This window comes from Lentibacillus halophilus (genome assembly GCF_039522485.1).
Taxonomy (GTDB): domain Bacteria; phylum Bacillota; class Bacilli; order Bacillales; family Amphibacillaceae; genus Lentibacillus; species Lentibacillus halophilus.
The window spans coordinates 457,047-471,160 of sequence record NZ_BAAADM010000054.1 but is presented as its reverse complement, the minus strand read 5'-3'; the positions used below and the strand labels follow the sequence as shown (position 1 = coordinate 471,160).

14 protein-coding genes are annotated in these 14,114 nt (G+C 40.7%); 10 read left to right on the top strand and 4 right to left on the bottom strand.

The features are described 5' to 3' along the window. Positions 1 to 91: 91 nt before the first annotated feature. The 6 genes from fapR (at position 92) to rnc (ending at position 4,595) form a co-directional block, all read left to right on the top strand. The gene (gene fapR, locus ABDZ72_RS12135; protein ID WP_343753447.1) at positions 92 to 664 is read left to right on the top strand and encodes a transcription factor FapR; all 573 of its coding nucleotides are present in this window, start codon (positions 92 to 94) and stop codon (positions 662 to 664) included. A gap of 4 nt (positions 665 to 668) precedes the next feature. Then, positions 669 to 1,676, top strand: coding sequence for a phosphate acyltransferase PlsX (plsX, locus tag ABDZ72_RS12130; RefSeq protein WP_343753445.1), 1,008 nt, complete (start codon positions 669 to 671; stop codon positions 1,674 to 1,676). Continuing rightward, entirely contained in the window at positions 1,673 to 2,614 is a 942-nt protein-coding gene (gene fabD, locus ABDZ72_RS12125; RefSeq protein WP_343753442.1) for an ACP S-malonyltransferase, read from the top strand. Before plsX ends, fabD begins: the two co-directional genes overlap by 4 nt. Beyond that, entirely contained in the window at positions 2,614 to 3,354 is a 741-nt protein-coding gene (fabG, locus tag ABDZ72_RS12120; RefSeq protein WP_343753440.1) for a 3-oxoacyl-[acyl-carrier-protein] reductase, read from the top strand. The genes fabD and fabG overlap by 1 nt, the downstream gene beginning before the upstream one ends. Positions 3,355 to 3,418: 64 nt before the next feature. After that, entirely contained in the window at positions 3,419 to 3,655 is a 237-nt protein-coding gene (gene acpP, locus ABDZ72_RS12115) for an acyl carrier protein (protein ID WP_343753438.1), read from the top strand. Between the two features lie 253 nt (positions 3,656 to 3,908). Beyond that, positions 3,909 to 4,595 (top strand): ribonuclease III, encoded by a 687-nt coding sequence (gene rnc / locus ABDZ72_RS12110; RefSeq protein ID WP_343753436.1) that lies wholly within the window; start codon positions 3,909 to 3,911, stop codon positions 4,593 to 4,595. A 127-nt stretch (positions 4,596 to 4,722) separates the two neighbouring features. Here rnc and ABDZ72_RS12105 read toward each other — a convergent pair whose 3' ends face one another. Beyond that, the gene (locus tag ABDZ72_RS12105) at positions 4,723 to 5,181 is read right to left on the bottom strand and encodes an Lrp/AsnC family transcriptional regulator (protein ID WP_343753434.1); all 459 of its coding nucleotides are present in this window, start codon (positions 5,179 to 5,181) and stop codon (positions 4,723 to 4,725) included. 376 nt (positions 5,182 to 5,557) lie between these two features. Here ABDZ72_RS12105 and ABDZ72_RS12100 point away from each other — a divergent pair, with 376 nt between their 5' ends. The 4 genes from ABDZ72_RS12100 to ABDZ72_RS12085 all read left to right on the top strand — a co-directional run bounded on the left by ABDZ72_RS12100 (position 5,558) and on the right by ABDZ72_RS12085 (position 9,804). Then, on the top strand, positions 5,558 to 6,835 hold the full coding sequence (locus ABDZ72_RS12100; protein ID WP_343753432.1) for an Nramp family divalent metal transporter: 1,278 nt from the start codon (positions 5,558 to 5,560) through the stop codon (positions 6,833 to 6,835). A gap of 220 nt (positions 6,836 to 7,055) precedes the next feature. After that, on the top strand, positions 7,056 to 8,669 hold the full coding sequence (locus tag ABDZ72_RS12095; RefSeq protein ID WP_343753430.1) for a gamma-glutamyltransferase family protein: 1,614 nt from the start codon (positions 7,056 to 7,058) through the stop codon (positions 8,667 to 8,669). A 26-nt stretch (positions 8,670 to 8,695) separates the two neighbouring features. Next, positions 8,696 to 9,280 carry a chromate transporter gene (locus ABDZ72_RS12090; protein WP_343753428.1) on the top strand — a complete coding sequence of 195 codons (585 nt, stop codon included), beginning with the start codon at positions 8,696 to 8,698 and terminating at the stop codon, positions 9,278 to 9,280. Then, positions 9,277 to 9,804 (top strand): chromate transporter, encoded by a 528-nt coding sequence (locus ABDZ72_RS12085; RefSeq protein WP_343753426.1) that lies wholly within the window; start codon positions 9,277 to 9,279, stop codon positions 9,802 to 9,804. The genes ABDZ72_RS12090 and ABDZ72_RS12085 overlap by 4 nt, the downstream gene beginning before the upstream one ends. A 225-nt stretch (positions 9,805 to 10,029) precedes the next feature. Here the strand turns inward: ABDZ72_RS12085 and kdpDN are convergent, their stop codons facing one another. The 3 genes from kdpDN to kdpB form a co-directional block, all read right to left on the bottom strand. Then, positions 10,030 to 11,184: a KdpD-like non-kinase potassium sensor gene (gene kdpDN, locus ABDZ72_RS12080; protein ID WP_425542379.1), complete on the bottom strand. Its 1,155-nt coding sequence runs from the start codon at positions 11,182 to 11,184 to the stop codon at positions 10,030 to 10,032. Between the two features lie 292 nt (positions 11,185 to 11,476). After that, entirely contained in the window at positions 11,477 to 12,052 is a 576-nt protein-coding gene (gene kdpC, locus ABDZ72_RS12075) for a potassium-transporting ATPase subunit KdpC (protein WP_343753422.1), read from the bottom strand. A gap of 21 nt (positions 12,053 to 12,073) precedes the next feature. Beyond that, the gene (gene kdpB / locus ABDZ72_RS12070) at positions 12,074 to 14,101 is read right to left on the bottom strand and encodes a potassium-transporting ATPase subunit KdpB (RefSeq protein ID WP_343753420.1); all 2,028 of its coding nucleotides are present in this window, start codon (positions 14,099 to 14,101) and stop codon (positions 12,074 to 12,076) included. Between the last annotated feature and the right edge of the window lie 13 nt (positions 14,102 to 14,114).

Genomic DNA, 14,114 nt, shown 5'->3' with positions numbered 1-14,114 from the left:
TAAATCCTAAGATGTACTGGTGAAATCGGGGAAACTTGGCTATCATCATTTTTTAGATTGCCACGTTCACCTTATTGGACGGTGCAGCATTATGAAAATCAACAAATCTCAGCGTCAACGATTGTTGAAAGAAACGATTGAAACGACACCTTTTATTACGGACCGTAAGTTAGCAAACAAGTTTAGCGTCAGTATACAAACGATCCGGCTTGACCGTATGGAACTCGCTATTCCAGAACTGCGTGAGCGGATTAAATCGGTAGCTTCCGATCAGTGGAACGAAACGGTCAAAGCACTTCCATTGGATGAAGTGGTTGGGGAAGTCGTCGACCTGGAACTTGACAACCGTGCGATTTCCATTTTGGCGATCCAAGAGAATCACGTATTTTCCCGTAATAAAATAGCCAGAGGTCATCATTTGTTTGCGCAGGCAAATTCTCTTGCAGTAGCTGTTATCAATGATGAACTTGCCCTGACAGCCAAATCGGACATTAAGTTCACTCGACAAGTTAAACAAGGTGAGCGTGTCATTGCCAAAGTCTTCGTTGAAGATGTTGACGATAAAGGCATGACAATTGTCCGTGCAGACAGTTATGTTGACCATGAAAAAGTGTTCACTGGTGTCTTTCATATGTATCGTTCAAACGGATCAAAAGGGGATTAGTACTATGAAAATAGCAATTGATGCCATGGGAGGCGACCATGCACCTGAAGCGATTGTTCAAGGCGCTGTGGAAGCAGTCTCGCAAATGGAACATGTCCATATAACTCTTGTCGGGGATGAAAAACAAATTAGACAATATATGGCTGATCATGAGCGGATTGATATTATTCAAACGGACGAGACGATTACCGCAGACGATGAGCCGGTCCGGGCAGTACGTCGGAAAAAGAATTCATCACTCGTTCTGATGGCAAATGAAGTAAAAGAAAATCGTGCGGATGCGTGCATATCAGCAGGCAATACCGGCGCCCTTATGAGTGCCGGATTGTTTGTTGTTGGCAGAATCCCAGGTATTGATCGTCCTGCCCTCAGCCCGACACTGCCTACAACCGATGGAACCGGCTTTTTGCTTTTGGATGTCGGTGCCAATGTGGATGCCAAAGCACATAATTTGGTTCAATATGCGATGATGGGGTCTATTTATATGGAGAATGTACGAAAAATACCAAATCCCGCTGTCGGTTTATTGAACATCGGAACAGAAGAAGGGAAAGGCAATGAGTTGTCCAGAAAAGCATACAGCTATTTAAAAGAAGCGCAGGTTAATTTTGTTGGCAATGTGGAAGCCCGGGACATTCTATTGGGATCAGCTGATGTGGTTGTCACCGATGGATTCAGTGGCAATATTGCATTAAAAACGATTGAAGGAACCGCGATGACGATGTTTTCCATGTTAAAGCAGACGTTTAAATCATCATTGAAAACAAAAATGGCCGCCGGCATGGTAAAAGGTGATTTAAAGGGCCTCCAAAACAAAATGGATTATTCCGAGTATGGTGGAGCTGGTCTGTTCGGTTTGGCATCGCCGGTGATAAAAGCCCATGGATCATCGAACAGCCGAGCAGTTTCCAATGCCATTCAACAAGCGGTGCATATGATTGAAAACGATGTGACCGGAACCATTCAAACAACGGTCCAAGCAATGAATGACAAGAAGGGGGAGGACGAATGAAACGAGTAGCTCTTCTTTTTCCGGGGCAGGGTTCCCAAACTCCGGGCATGGGAAAAGCATTGAATGATGCATTTCCTGAGGTGCAAGAACTTTATCAACAAGCGGACAGCCTATTGGGAAAGCAGCTGTCTGAACTGATGTTTGAAGGCCCTGAGGAACAACTGACTGAAACGGAAAATGCACAGCCGGCACTATTGCTATCAGGCATTGCTGTGCAAAAGCTTCTCAGCGGTGAAGGCGTTCAGCCGGTGATGGCTGCTGGGCACAGTCTTGGTGAATACAGTGCATTGGTAGCTGCAGGTGCGATGTCTTTTGATGAAGCGTTGCCTCTCGTTGCAACCCGCGGAAGGCTGATGGAAGAAGCTTTTCCAAAAGGGAAGGGAACGATGGCGGCAGTGCTTGGTATGTCACAGGAAGCGATTGAACAAACACTGGAGCAAATAAATAATGACCACGTGGTGGATATAGCCAATTTGAATTGCCCCGGACAAATTGTTATTTCCGGCTCTCAAGAAGGGGTGGATACAGCCGTTGATTTGCTGAAGGAAAATGGCGCTAAACGTGTGCTGCCTTTGAATGTGAGCGGACCATTCCATTCCAGATTGATGACAACAGCTAACGAACAATTTGCAAAAGAATTGGAAGCCATTCATTTTCAAGATGCCAATATACCAGTTTATGCCAATGTGACCGCATCTCCGGAAACCGACAAAAATCGTATTAAAGATTTGTTGCTCAGACAGATGTATTCCCCGGTCCGCTTTGATGAATCCATTCGTCTAATGATGGATGAAAATATCGATGCGTTTGTAGAAGTTGGGAATGGAAAGGTATTAAGTGGATTGGTACGAAAAATAAATCGGAAAGCCAAAACGTTTGCTGTGCAGGATCCTGATTCACTGAACGCGTTTTTAACATGGTATAGGGAGGATTCCTAATGCTCAATAATAAGAATGCATTGGTAACAGGCGCTTCACGAGGCATAGGGCGCGCCATTGCACTGGAATTGGCCAAACAGGGAGCTAATGTCGCCGTGAATTTTTCAGGGAGTGAAGACAAAGCTGAATCGGTTGTTGAAGATGTGAAACAATACGGTGTACAATCAATAAAGATCCAGGCTGATGTTGCCGATGAAACAGATACAAAAGCAATGGTTAAAGATGTTGTCAATGAATTTGGCAGCCTTGATATTTTGGTCAATAATGCAGGCATCAATCGGGATAATTTACTTATGCGGATGAAAGAAGATGAGTTTGACCAAGTGATTGATACCAATTTAAAAGGTGTTTACCAATGCATCAAAGCGGTTTCCAGACAAATGATTAAGCAAAAAGGCGGTCGGATCATTAATGTTTCATCGGTTGTCGGAGTGAGTGGTAATGCCGGACAAGCGAACTACACAGCCGCCAAAGCCGGTGTGATCGGACTGACGAAATCAGTAGCGAAAGAGTTTGCTTCGCGTGATATTTTAGTGAATGCCGTAGCCCCTGGGTTTATTTCCAGCGATATGACGGATTCACTGACCGAAGAGCAAAAGAACGACATACTTTCAATGATACCGCTGGAAAAATTGGGACAGCCTGAAGACGTTGCACGTGTCGTTCGCTTTTTAGCGTCTGATGATGCCAACTATATCACAGGACAGACCATTCATATTGATGGTGGCATGGTGATGTAGAACACTGTTGAAGCTGAAACAAAAATCCATCGGTTTCATTTTTTATTGAAAGGGGGTGACGGAAATGAATGAGGTTTTTGATAAAGTAAAAGACATTATTGTTGATAAACTTGAAGTTGAAGAAGCGCAAGTTACCATGGAGGCATCATTTAAAGATGATCTCGAAGCAGACTCACTAGATGTGGTTGAGCTTGTTATGGAACTTGAAGATGAATTTGACATGGAAATTGCTGATGAAGAAGCTGAAAAAATCAATACGGTCGGTGATGCTGTTAATTACATAAACAGCAATCAATCCTGATCTCTCTATAACTGTTGGAAAGTTTCGCTTAGTGCGGGGGCTTTCCCATGCATTAACGGGCTGTTCTATCTCCACTTCACGATGTGGGTCATGACATACGTGACGATGGCGGATTGACAACAGCCCGTCAATTTCTGATTTGTTCAACTAATCATTAATGAAAAGTGATTGATGTTCACTTTATGTATATCAACATTCCGCTTGACTTTATGGTACACAAATTTAATTTTGATTTTGAGTGGTGACAACAGATATGACTATTTCCGAATTGGAAAATCAGTTGAACATAACATTTAACGACCATGAACTGCTCAGGCAGGCTTTTACGCATTCATCTTATGTGAATGAGCATCGACAGAAATCTTCATCAGATAATGAACGGTTGGAATTTTTAGGAGATGCTGTTCTTGAATTGGGTGTGTCTCAGTATTTATACCGACAAAAAGAGCGGCTAGCTGAAGGGGATTTAACCAAATTGCGCGCATCAATTGTCTGTGAAGCATCGTTGGAGGAATTTGCCAGAGAATTAAATTTTGGTGAGTATCTACTGCTTGGCCGGGGCGAAGAACAGACAGGCGGCAGGAATCGTCCCGCACTGCTTGCTGATGTCTTTGAAGCGTTTTTGGGAGCACTTTATCTTGACCAGGGCTTTGATGTTGTGATTCAATTCCTTCAAAAATATGTGTATCCGAAAATAACCACTGGTGCTTTTTCACATGCGATGGACTATAAAAGCCAACTGCAGGAATATGTTCAAAAACAACGAAACCATAGTGTGGATTATGTGATTGCGGATGAAAATGGTCCATCCCATGATAAGGAATTTGTTGCTCAAGTTATCATAAACGGCTATTCTTCCGGTGAAGGCAAGGGCCATACAAAAAAAGAAGCAGAACAACGCGCTGCCAAAAATGCGTTGGATGCGTATGATCTTGAATGAGACGTTGTATCAGAGCAAAGACGGACAAAATTAAAAACGAAGTGAGAGGTTAGAATTGAAAAACAGCGGATCCCAAAGAGGTTCGCTGTATTTTTTAGTTCCTTGAGAAAGATTGACCGTTAAATAACTACAGCTTAAACCCATTTCTGCTTTTAAAACGTTTCAAAATAACAGAACTCTCCACCCGTGTAATTCCTTCCACAGAATAAAGTTCATTATTAATAAATGTTTCAAGCATTTGAAAATCTTCCACCAAAACATGCATATGTAATGTGCTGGGACCTGTCATTTGATAAATGCTCGCCACAGCAGGGTTTTCCGCGAGATTTTGAGCAACCTTCTGAAGCTGCATCGGTTCAACATCAACCTCAAAAAAGGCTGATACTTTCTTCCCGAATTTTTCAGAATTGACCACAACAGTAAATTTTTCAATGACCCCCTGATTTTGCAGGTTATTGATACGGTCTTTGACAGCAACACGTGACAATCCAACTTTTTCCGCCAATTCCACGTAAGACATCCGTCCATCATCCACCAGCTCATTAATAATGATTCTGTCGACTTCATCAAATTGATCATTTTTCATAATTCCAGCTCCTTTATTCATAAAATAAGGCCATGTATATCGTTTATTATAGCAAAATGACAAGGGGAGCAAAAGTAGTGACCTGTGCAATACAAGTTCGTGAAGTTTTATTAGAGGAAGGAACCGATCCATTAAAGTTTAGAAAATTTAAAAACATTGTTGACCCTAATACGAATTCATGATAGTGTCTAAGATGAAAATAATACATTAATACAGTATAAATAATAAATATCTTTCGATTTGAAAGATACCTACTTTTATTTATTTAAATTCAAGTAAAATAGGGGGGTTTTAAAATGGTTTAGAATAAATGAAAGCGTTGACATTTTGAGTGTGTATTCTGTGTTTGTCCTTAAATTTTATTGGAGGTAATACTATGGAATTGGAAAAGAAAAATCTTGAAAATACAAAGAAAGAAAAACAAAAAAAGAATAAAAAAACATCTATAATTGGTCCTGGCATAGTTCTTGCTGCAACTGGAATCGGATCAGGCGATCTTATCACAAACACAACAGTTGGTTCAGAGTTTGGTATTATGCTCGCTTGGGCAGTAATTATAGGTGTTTCTTTAAAATTGCTGCTGACTGAAAGCGTTGGAAGGTTCACACTAGCTACGGGTCAAACCATTTTAGAAGGATGGCGTTCTCTTGGAAAATGGACAATGGGCTATTTTATTATATACGTTACATTGTTTGGTTTAATTTACGGGGCTTCAATAGCTTCTGCCAGTGGAATTATGATGTATGCAATTCTTCCGATTATTCCCTGGTGGGCATGGGCAATTATTCATTCAGTAGCAGGTTTCACCCTTATTTGGTTTGGTCGATATAAAATATTTGAACGGGTTATTACTGTTTTGATTGGTATTATGTCTGTTACGATCGTAGGCTCTGCAATTATGTTGATTCCCAACCTTGCTGATCTTCCCGCTGAAGCGCTTATTCCAGCCATATCAAGTGACTCCGTATATCGGGTACTGAGTATAGTGGGGGGTATAGGAGGTACAATGGCTCTTGCAGCATATGGATACTGGATTCAAGCAAAGGGTTGGAATGATAAATCCTATATTCCATTTATGCGAATGGATGCAACGGTAGCTTATTCTGTTACCGGATTATTTTCAATATCACTAATGGTTATCAGTACAGTTTTTCTATATGGATCGAATGTAAGTTTTGAAGGTGCTAATGGTATAAGGGATTTTCTTCAATTATACGGCGATAGCTTTGGAACTGCTCCTCAAATTATTCTAACAATAGGATTTTGGAGTGCAACCGTTAGCTCATTGTTAGGATCTTGGAATGGCATACCGTATCTGTTTGCAGATTTTGTCAGGGTTATGAAAAAAGATTATAAAACAGGTTCTGAAAACACACAGCCCATTACGGAAAAGAATCCTGCTTATCGAGTGTATTTAGCTTGGCTGACCTTCCCATCAATGCTTTTATTGTTGGTTAACAAACCAGTTGGCTTAATTTTGTTTTATGCAGCATTAGGTTCATTGTTCTTACCTTTTTTAGCTTTAACCTTATTGATTCTTCTTAATTCCAAACAAGTGGGTTCTGAATTTAGAAATAAATTTTATCATAACGGTTTATTAGTGTTTGTTATTGTGGTGTTTCTTACATTAGGTGTAGTGAAACTTATCGGATGAGTTTCATTTATAATTGGTAAATCCTTATGCACGACCTCATACTGAGTATCAAAATAGCTAAAAAAATAGAAGATCCGACACATGTTTATATTTATAAATGAAAGTATTAATTATATATAACATTATTAATGATATGTTTATATTGACATTAAATTTATATTTGCATATTATGGTTATAAGAAAATAATCTAAATATTCCTGAAAACGGAGGAGTGGTTTAATGGATTCATTTCATAATCAATCGTCCCCTTACCGTGTTGCACGCAATGCAACTTATGCCCGGAATGGCATGGTAGCAACATCTCAACCCCAAGCTGCGCAGGCTGGATTGGAAATATTAAAAAAGGGTGGTAATGCCGTTGATGCGGCAATTGCAACAGCCGCTTGTCTTACCGTGGTTGAACCTGTTTCAAACGGGATTGGCGGAGATGCATTTGCATTGGTATGGATGAAAGGTGAATTGCACGGTTTAAATGCCAGTGGTTATTCGCCGCGAAATGTATCGATTGATGCAGTTAGAGACGCGGGGTATGAACAGATACCGAAGTATGGCTGGACTCCAGTTACGGTACCAGGTGCACCTGCCGCTTGGGCTGCTTTATCTAGACGATTCGGCAAATTAACCTTATCCGAGGTATTGCAGCCGGCCATCCGTTATGCTGAAGAAGGGTTTCCGGTTTCGTCCACTGTAAGCAAGTATTGGAAAGATGCCTATGCTCATTTTAAAGAAGAGCTGTCCGATCCTGTTTTTGAGGAATGGTTTAACACATTTGCTCCAAAAGATCGCGCACCACATGCTGGAGAAATTTGGTCGTCGATTGATCATGCCAAAACATTGCAATCTATTGCACAGACATATGCTGAATCGTTTTATCGTGGAGAATTAGCGGAAAGAATAAGTCAATTTTCACACGAGCATGATGGTTTTCTGACGAAGGAAGATCTGGCCACTTTTGAGCCTGATTGGGTGGACCCTATTAAGGTGAATTATCGTGGTTATGATGTGTGGGAGATACCGCCTAATGGGCAAGGAATTGTTGCGCAGCAGGCATTGAATATATTAAAAGGCTTTACGTTTAATGAAAAGGAATCAGCATCCGTCTATCATAAACAAATCGAAGCAATGAAACTGGCATTTGCCGACGGGGAACGACATGTGACGGAAGAAAAACATATGTATCGTTCAACAGATGATATATTGTGTGATGAATATAGTGAGAAGCGACGGTGTCAAATAGGGGAACATGCCTTGCAGCCTGAAGCGGGCGAACCCGCTATGAGTGGTACGGTTTATCTGGCTGCGGCTGATAATGAAGGCAATATGGTTTCATTTATCCAAAGCAATTACATGGGATTTGGATCAGGTCTGGTCGTTCCCGGAACCGGCATTGCATTGCAAAATCGGGGTCACAATTTTTCCATGGATCGGAATCACGTTAATGCACTGGCAGGTGGAAAGCGAACATATCACACGATTATACCCGGCTTTTTAACAAGAAATAATCAACCCATTGGCCCTTTTGGTGTCATGGGTGGTTTCATGCAGCCGCAGGGCCATGTGCAAGTAATCATGAACACGATTGATTTTGGTATGAATCCACAAGCTGCGTTGGACGCACCGAGATGGCAATGGTTTAAAGATAAAAAAGTCGAAGTTGAAAATCGATTCCCGCATCATCTTGCTCAAGAGCTCGCGGATAAGGGACATGAGATTACCATTCAATTGGAGCCGAATAGTTTTGGGCGTGGTCAAATTATTTGGCGCAATCCTGAAACAGGTGTATATGTTGGTGGAACCGAGTCCAGAACGGATGGGACAATTGCTTGTTGGTAAAAATATAACGTCTGGGAGTCTTCATTATGCGGAAACATTGGAATCTTTTTATAGCATTTTTTCGTGTCGGAATGCTTGGATATGGCGGCGGGCCGGGATCCATTCCTTTAATACACAAAGAAGTGGTTGATAAATATGAATGGATGACTGCTGATGAATTTGGCGATATTCTAGCACTGGGAAACACACTGCCAGGACCGATTGCTACAAAACTTGCAGGCTACATCGGTTATCGCGTTAAAGGGATATGGGGAATGGTGAATGCTGTTATGGCCTCTATACTGCCAACCATTCTATTAATGATTGTATTGCTTGCGTCGTTATCTTCCATTAAAGAATTTGATTGGGTACAAGGCATGACGGCAGCGGTCATTCCTGTTGTCGGCGTGATGCTGGCCGTCCTGACTTGGCAATTCATCGAAAAAGCTGGCAAAGGAATGGGATGGTTAAAAACAGTGCTTATGTCCGCTGCAGTCGTCATCTTGCTCGAATGGATCGGTGTTCATCCAGGCATTGTCATTGCCGCATTATTGATATTGGCATTAGTTCAAAAAGATACCGATCCGGATGATGAGCGTCAAAGGCAAAAAGAAGGTGTTTCGTCATCATGATTTTTTGGAAAATTTTTCTAGCCTTTTTTATACCCGGTATCCTGGGATATGGAGGTGGTCCGGCATCCATCCCTTTAGTAGAAAATGAAGTGGTTCAGCGGTATGGATGGATGTCTGTTCAGGAATTCAGTGAAGTGTTAGCACTTAGTAATTCGTTACCTGGACCCATTGCAACAAAAATGGCCGGCTATATCGGTTATGAAACAGCAGGTATCCCCGGTGCAGTTACCGGTGTATTTGCAACAGTGGCACCATCACTCATTTTAATGATTGTTTTGGTAGGCATTCTTTTTAAGTATAAAGAGTCGCCAAAAATTAAACGAATGACTCTCTATGTTCGACCAGTTATTGCTGTATTACTTGGTGTAATGGCTTTGCAATTTTTTGTAGAGTCGTATCAAGGGATTGGCTGGCTGCAAACTGCTTTGTTGATTGGTGTCAGTTATTTACTCATGGAACGGATAAACATTCATCCAGCTTTTGTTATTGCGGGAGCATTATTGTACGGCGGATTTTTATTATGATCCGTTATGATGGATGAAACATATAGGTCATGTGTCTCCTTGTGACAGGAATGCAGTTCTATCCTGACAACAAGGAGATTTTTTAATGTTAAATCAGGCTATATTTATGATATTACGGGGGGATCTACAAGATACGTGTAAAATATACAGTTAGGCATCGGAATAAAAAGTGTAACGTCGCAAAAGCGGCGTTTTTATAATGTCCAATAATAATCATTTCACGAATTACTTTAAATCGCTTTTGTCTGAAACAATATAAATATCGATTCCGTTTGTTTTGCGCATAATATCATTAACAATTGATCCTTTTTGTATTTCTTTCCACCTTGTTCGGGCAGACTGCCCCAATATAATTTGAGTAATACCCCATTTTTTTGAGACTTCGATAAGATGAGAGGTGATTTTTCCTGAGGTATTTTGTTGTAGATGAAACGTCGCATTAAATTGAGAAGTGAGTTGTTTCCAAGCTTCAATTTTTTTTAATTGCGATGAATCTGGTGTTGCTTTATTTATAACATGAAGTACATGTAACTCAACTTTCAATCGGCTCGCAATTCGCCATCCACGTCGGATTAATTTTTCCGCACTTTTATTATACTGAATACAAACGAGAATCTTTTCATTAACCCCTGTCGGCTCCTTCTGATCGTTTTTCAATCTCGCTTTTTCCATCCGTTCGTCTGTATCATCAGCCACTTCCCGCAATGATAGCTCTCTAAGTGACGACAAATTGGCTTCCTTAAAAAAGTTATTTAAAGCTTGTTCAATTTTTTCATTCGTATAAATTTTCCCTTCCCTCAATCGTTTTCTAAGTGTTTCTGGTGTTATATCAACTAAAATATTTTCATGTGCTGTATGAAGTATTTGATCTGGAATACGCTCTCTTACACTGACTCCTGTAATCTTTTCAACAATATCATGAAGGCTTTCTAAATGTTGAATATTAAAAGTCGATAAAACATTAATTCCGTAGTCTAATATTTTTTCAACATCCATATAACGTTTTTCATTCTTTAAATTTGCTATATTATGATGAGCCAGTTCATCAATAAGAACGACATCTGGTGCTCGCTCTATAATAGCATCAACGTCTAGTTCTTCTAACACGTATCCTTTGTAATCTACCTTCTGTTTTGGAAGAATTTCAAGGCTTCCGATAAGATCAGCTGTTTCTTTTCGGTTATGCGTCTCGATAAGACCTACAACCACATCAATTCCTTCTTTCTTTAAATCGTGTGCTTCCAAAAGCATTTTGAAAGTCTTACCCACTCCAGCAGCAAAACCTATAAACAGTTTCAAGTTACCTTGCTGTAATTTCTGAACCTCTTCCAAAATCTCTTCAGGTGTTTTTTTTCTGTAATCATCGGTGAATGCATTCAATAGACTCACTCTCCACATGTGTTAGTAATATTTAAACATAGCTCTCAATAACAATTTGGAACAATACAAAATATATTTTTTCTTCTAATAACTACTGACCATTCTCCCTCCCTTAATTCTCAACAACCGGCTGAAAGTTTTGCTCAGAAGGCTGATTGAAGTTCTTTGCATGCAGCAAAAGTTGCTTCTCTTTATGAGTGATAAAAACAACATTCAACATGACCTTCTATCATTTTATGTTTATATAGATGCCCCGATAATATACTATCGAGGCACCTGACAAACTATAACTCTATAACATTTCCTGTAAATCAAGATTCAGATTTAATACATTTACTCGTGATTCACCGAATATACCCAGGTCAGGTCCATCTATATGCTCTTGCACTAATTGTTTCAATTTGTCTTCGGAAATTCCAGTTTCTTCACTAACACGCGGAATTTGTATTTGAGCCGATTCAGGGCTGATATGCGGATCAAGCCCTGAACCGGAATTGGTCATTAAATCTGCCGTCACATAAGACTTCGGATTATTTTGCTTCCACTGTTCCATGGATGCCTTCACTCGCTTAAGTAATTTCGGATTGGACGGTGCATAATTAGGTGAGTTGGAACCTGAAGCATCATATTTAATACTTGATACCCGGCCATGAAAATATTGCGGCTCTGTAAAGTGCTGCCCAATTAGTTCAGAACCGATTATTTCCTCTTTCTCATTATAAATGAGACTGCCGTCTGCTTTGTTTGGCATGGTGGCCTGAGCAATACCCGTCATAATAGCTGGATAGACCAATCCGCAAAGCAGCATGATCAACAGACTAATTCTAATGATTGTTCCCAAACCATTCTCATGAGATTCTTGTTTCATCGTGTTCACTTCCTTTCTCACTTATATGAACAACTGTAAGATCAAATCTATCACCTTAATTCCAATAAACGGCGTGATCAAGCCGCCCATTCCATACACAAAAAGATTTTTTCGTAATAACGTATTTGCACTGAACGGTTTGTATTTTACACCTTTCATCGCGATGGGGATGAGCAACGGAATAACAATCGCATTATAAATTAGCGCAGACAATATCGCTGAAACCGGTGAATCAAGTCTCATGATATTGAGTGCATCCATCTCTGGAATTGCAACCATAAACATAGCTGGAATAATCGCGAAATACTTTGCAACATCATTGGCAATACTGAATGTTGTCAAAGCCCCGCGCGTAATCAACAGTTGCTTGCCGATTGAAATGACCTCAATGAGCTTCGTCGGGTTGGAATCCAAATCTACCATGTTACCTGCTTCTTTCGCTGCAATCGTACCACTGTTCATTGCCAGCCCTACATCCGCCTGTGCCAATGCCGGAGCATCATTTGTACCGTCTCCGGTCATTGCAACAAGTTTTCCTTGTTCCTGTTCTTTTTTTGCTTCGTTGATTTTATCCTCTGGCTTGGCTTCAGCAATATAATCATCTACGCCCGCTTCTTTTGCAATCGAGTCCGCAGTTAACGGGTTATCTCCTGTACACATAATCGTTTTGATTCCCATTTTCCGCATTTCGTCAAATCGTTCTTTCATACCCGGTTTTACCGTATCTTTCAAATGAATGATTCCCAAAATCTTGTTGTCTATTGAAACCGCGAGCGGTGTGCCACCTTCTCGCGCAATATTTTCATTTTTCTCCTTTAAATCATTAGGTACCACTCCGTCACATTTTTCAACGTATGCACTGATGGCGTCCACAGATCCTTTGCGATAACGAAAACCGCTGTGATCGACCCCGCTCATCCGTTCTTCTGCTGAAAAAGAAATGATGTCCGCTCCCTCATATTGGGATCCTTCCCAGGTATAACCTTGCTCTTTGGCAAGATCAAGTACGGACCGTCCTTCAGGTGTTTCGTCATAAAGAGACGTCACAATGGCTATTTCAGTTAATTCCTTTTGATCTGCCCCACCTGCAGGAACGAATTCTGCAGCCAAACGGTTCCCATATGTGATCGTTCCGGTTTTATCGAGAGCCATCGTGTTAATATCGCCTGCTGCCTCAACCGCTTTCCCGGACATGGCAAGAACGTTAAATCGGGTTACTCTGTCCATACCGGCAATGCCAATAGCTGAAAGAAGTCCGCCTATTGTTGTCGGAATGAGACACACAAGTAACGCAATCAAAATGGGAATGCCAATCGCAAAATCAAATAAACTGGTGAACATTGGTAACGTCATAATGACAATTAAAAAAATTAACGTTAAACTCGTCAAAACAGTGGTTAATGCAATTTCATTTGGCGTTTTTTGACGCTGCGCACCTTCAACAAGTGAAATCATCTGGTCCAGAAACGACTGTCCAGGATTGCTTGTGATTGTTAGTTTGATTTTATCACTGACAACTCGAGTGCCCCCTGTAACAGAACTGAAATCACCGCCTGACTCCTTAATCACCGGTGCCGATTCGCCTGTGATTGCTGATTCGTCGACAGAAGCTAACCCTTCAATCACTTCACCGTCTCCGGGAATCATTTCACCTTGAGAAACAATGACAATATTACCTTTTTGAAGGCTTGTTGAAGAAACTTGTTCAATATCACCATTCTCTTTTATTCTATTGGCCATAATATCTTGTTTTGTTTGTTTTAAAGCATCAGATTGTGCTTTACCTCGTCCTTCCGCGACTGCTTCTGCAAAATTTGCGAACAATATCGTCAAGAGCAAAATAATCGCAACACTGATGTTAAACCACGTATCAACCATCTCTCCAAGTGAACCTGGAACAAGCATCAGTAACACTGTTGCAAACAACCCAATTTCAACGACAAACATGACCGGGTTATAAAACATTACCCTTGGATCAAGCTTAACAAATGCATCTTTCACAGCCTGTTTAACAATGGTTCTATTTATTAATGATTTTTGTTCAGCCATTGTCTCTTCCTCC

Excerpts from the sequence above, each read along its gene's own strand:
- ABDZ72_RS12085 (WP_343753426.1), top strand. The coding sequence starts at position 9,277 with ATGATTTTTTGGAAAATTTTTCTAGCCTTTTTTATACCCGGTATCCTG.
- fabD (WP_343753442.1), top strand. The coding sequence starts at position 1,673 with ATGAAACGAGTAGCTCTTCTTTTTCCGGGGCAGGGTTCCCAAACTCCG.
- ABDZ72_RS12090 (WP_343753428.1), top strand. The coding sequence starts at position 8,696 with ATGCGGAAACATTGGAATCTTTTTATAGCATTTTTTCGTGTCGGAATG.
- ABDZ72_RS12095 (WP_343753430.1), top strand. The coding sequence starts at position 7,056 with ATGGATTCATTTCATAATCAATCGTCCCCTTACCGTGTTGCACGCAAT.
- plsX (WP_343753445.1), top strand. The coding sequence starts at position 669 with ATGAAAATAGCAATTGATGCCATGGGAGGCGACCATGCACCTGAAGCG.
- acpP (WP_343753438.1), top strand. The coding sequence starts at position 3,419 with ATGAATGAGGTTTTTGATAAAGTAAAAGACATTATTGTTGATAAACTT.
- fapR (WP_343753447.1), top strand. The coding sequence starts at position 92 with ATGAAAATCAACAAATCTCAGCGTCAACGATTGTTGAAAGAAACGATT.
- ABDZ72_RS12105 (WP_343753434.1), bottom strand. The coding sequence starts at position 5,181 with ATGAAAAATGATCAATTTGATGAAGTCGACAGAATCATTATTAATGAG.
- ABDZ72_RS12100 (WP_343753432.1), top strand. The coding sequence starts at position 5,558 with ATGGAATTGGAAAAGAAAAATCTTGAAAATACAAAGAAAGAAAAACAA.
- fabG (WP_343753440.1), top strand. The coding sequence starts at position 2,614 with ATGCTCAATAATAAGAATGCATTGGTAACAGGCGCTTCACGAGGCATA.
- kdpB (WP_343753420.1), bottom strand. The coding sequence starts at position 14,101 with ATGGCTGAACAAAAATCATTAATAAATAGAACCATTGTTAAACAGGCT.
- rnc (WP_343753436.1), top strand. The coding sequence starts at position 3,909 with ATGACTATTTCCGAATTGGAAAATCAGTTGAACATAACATTTAACGAC.
- kdpC (WP_343753422.1), bottom strand. The coding sequence starts at position 12,052 with ATGAAACAAGAATCTCATGAGAATGGTTTGGGAACAATCATTAGAATT.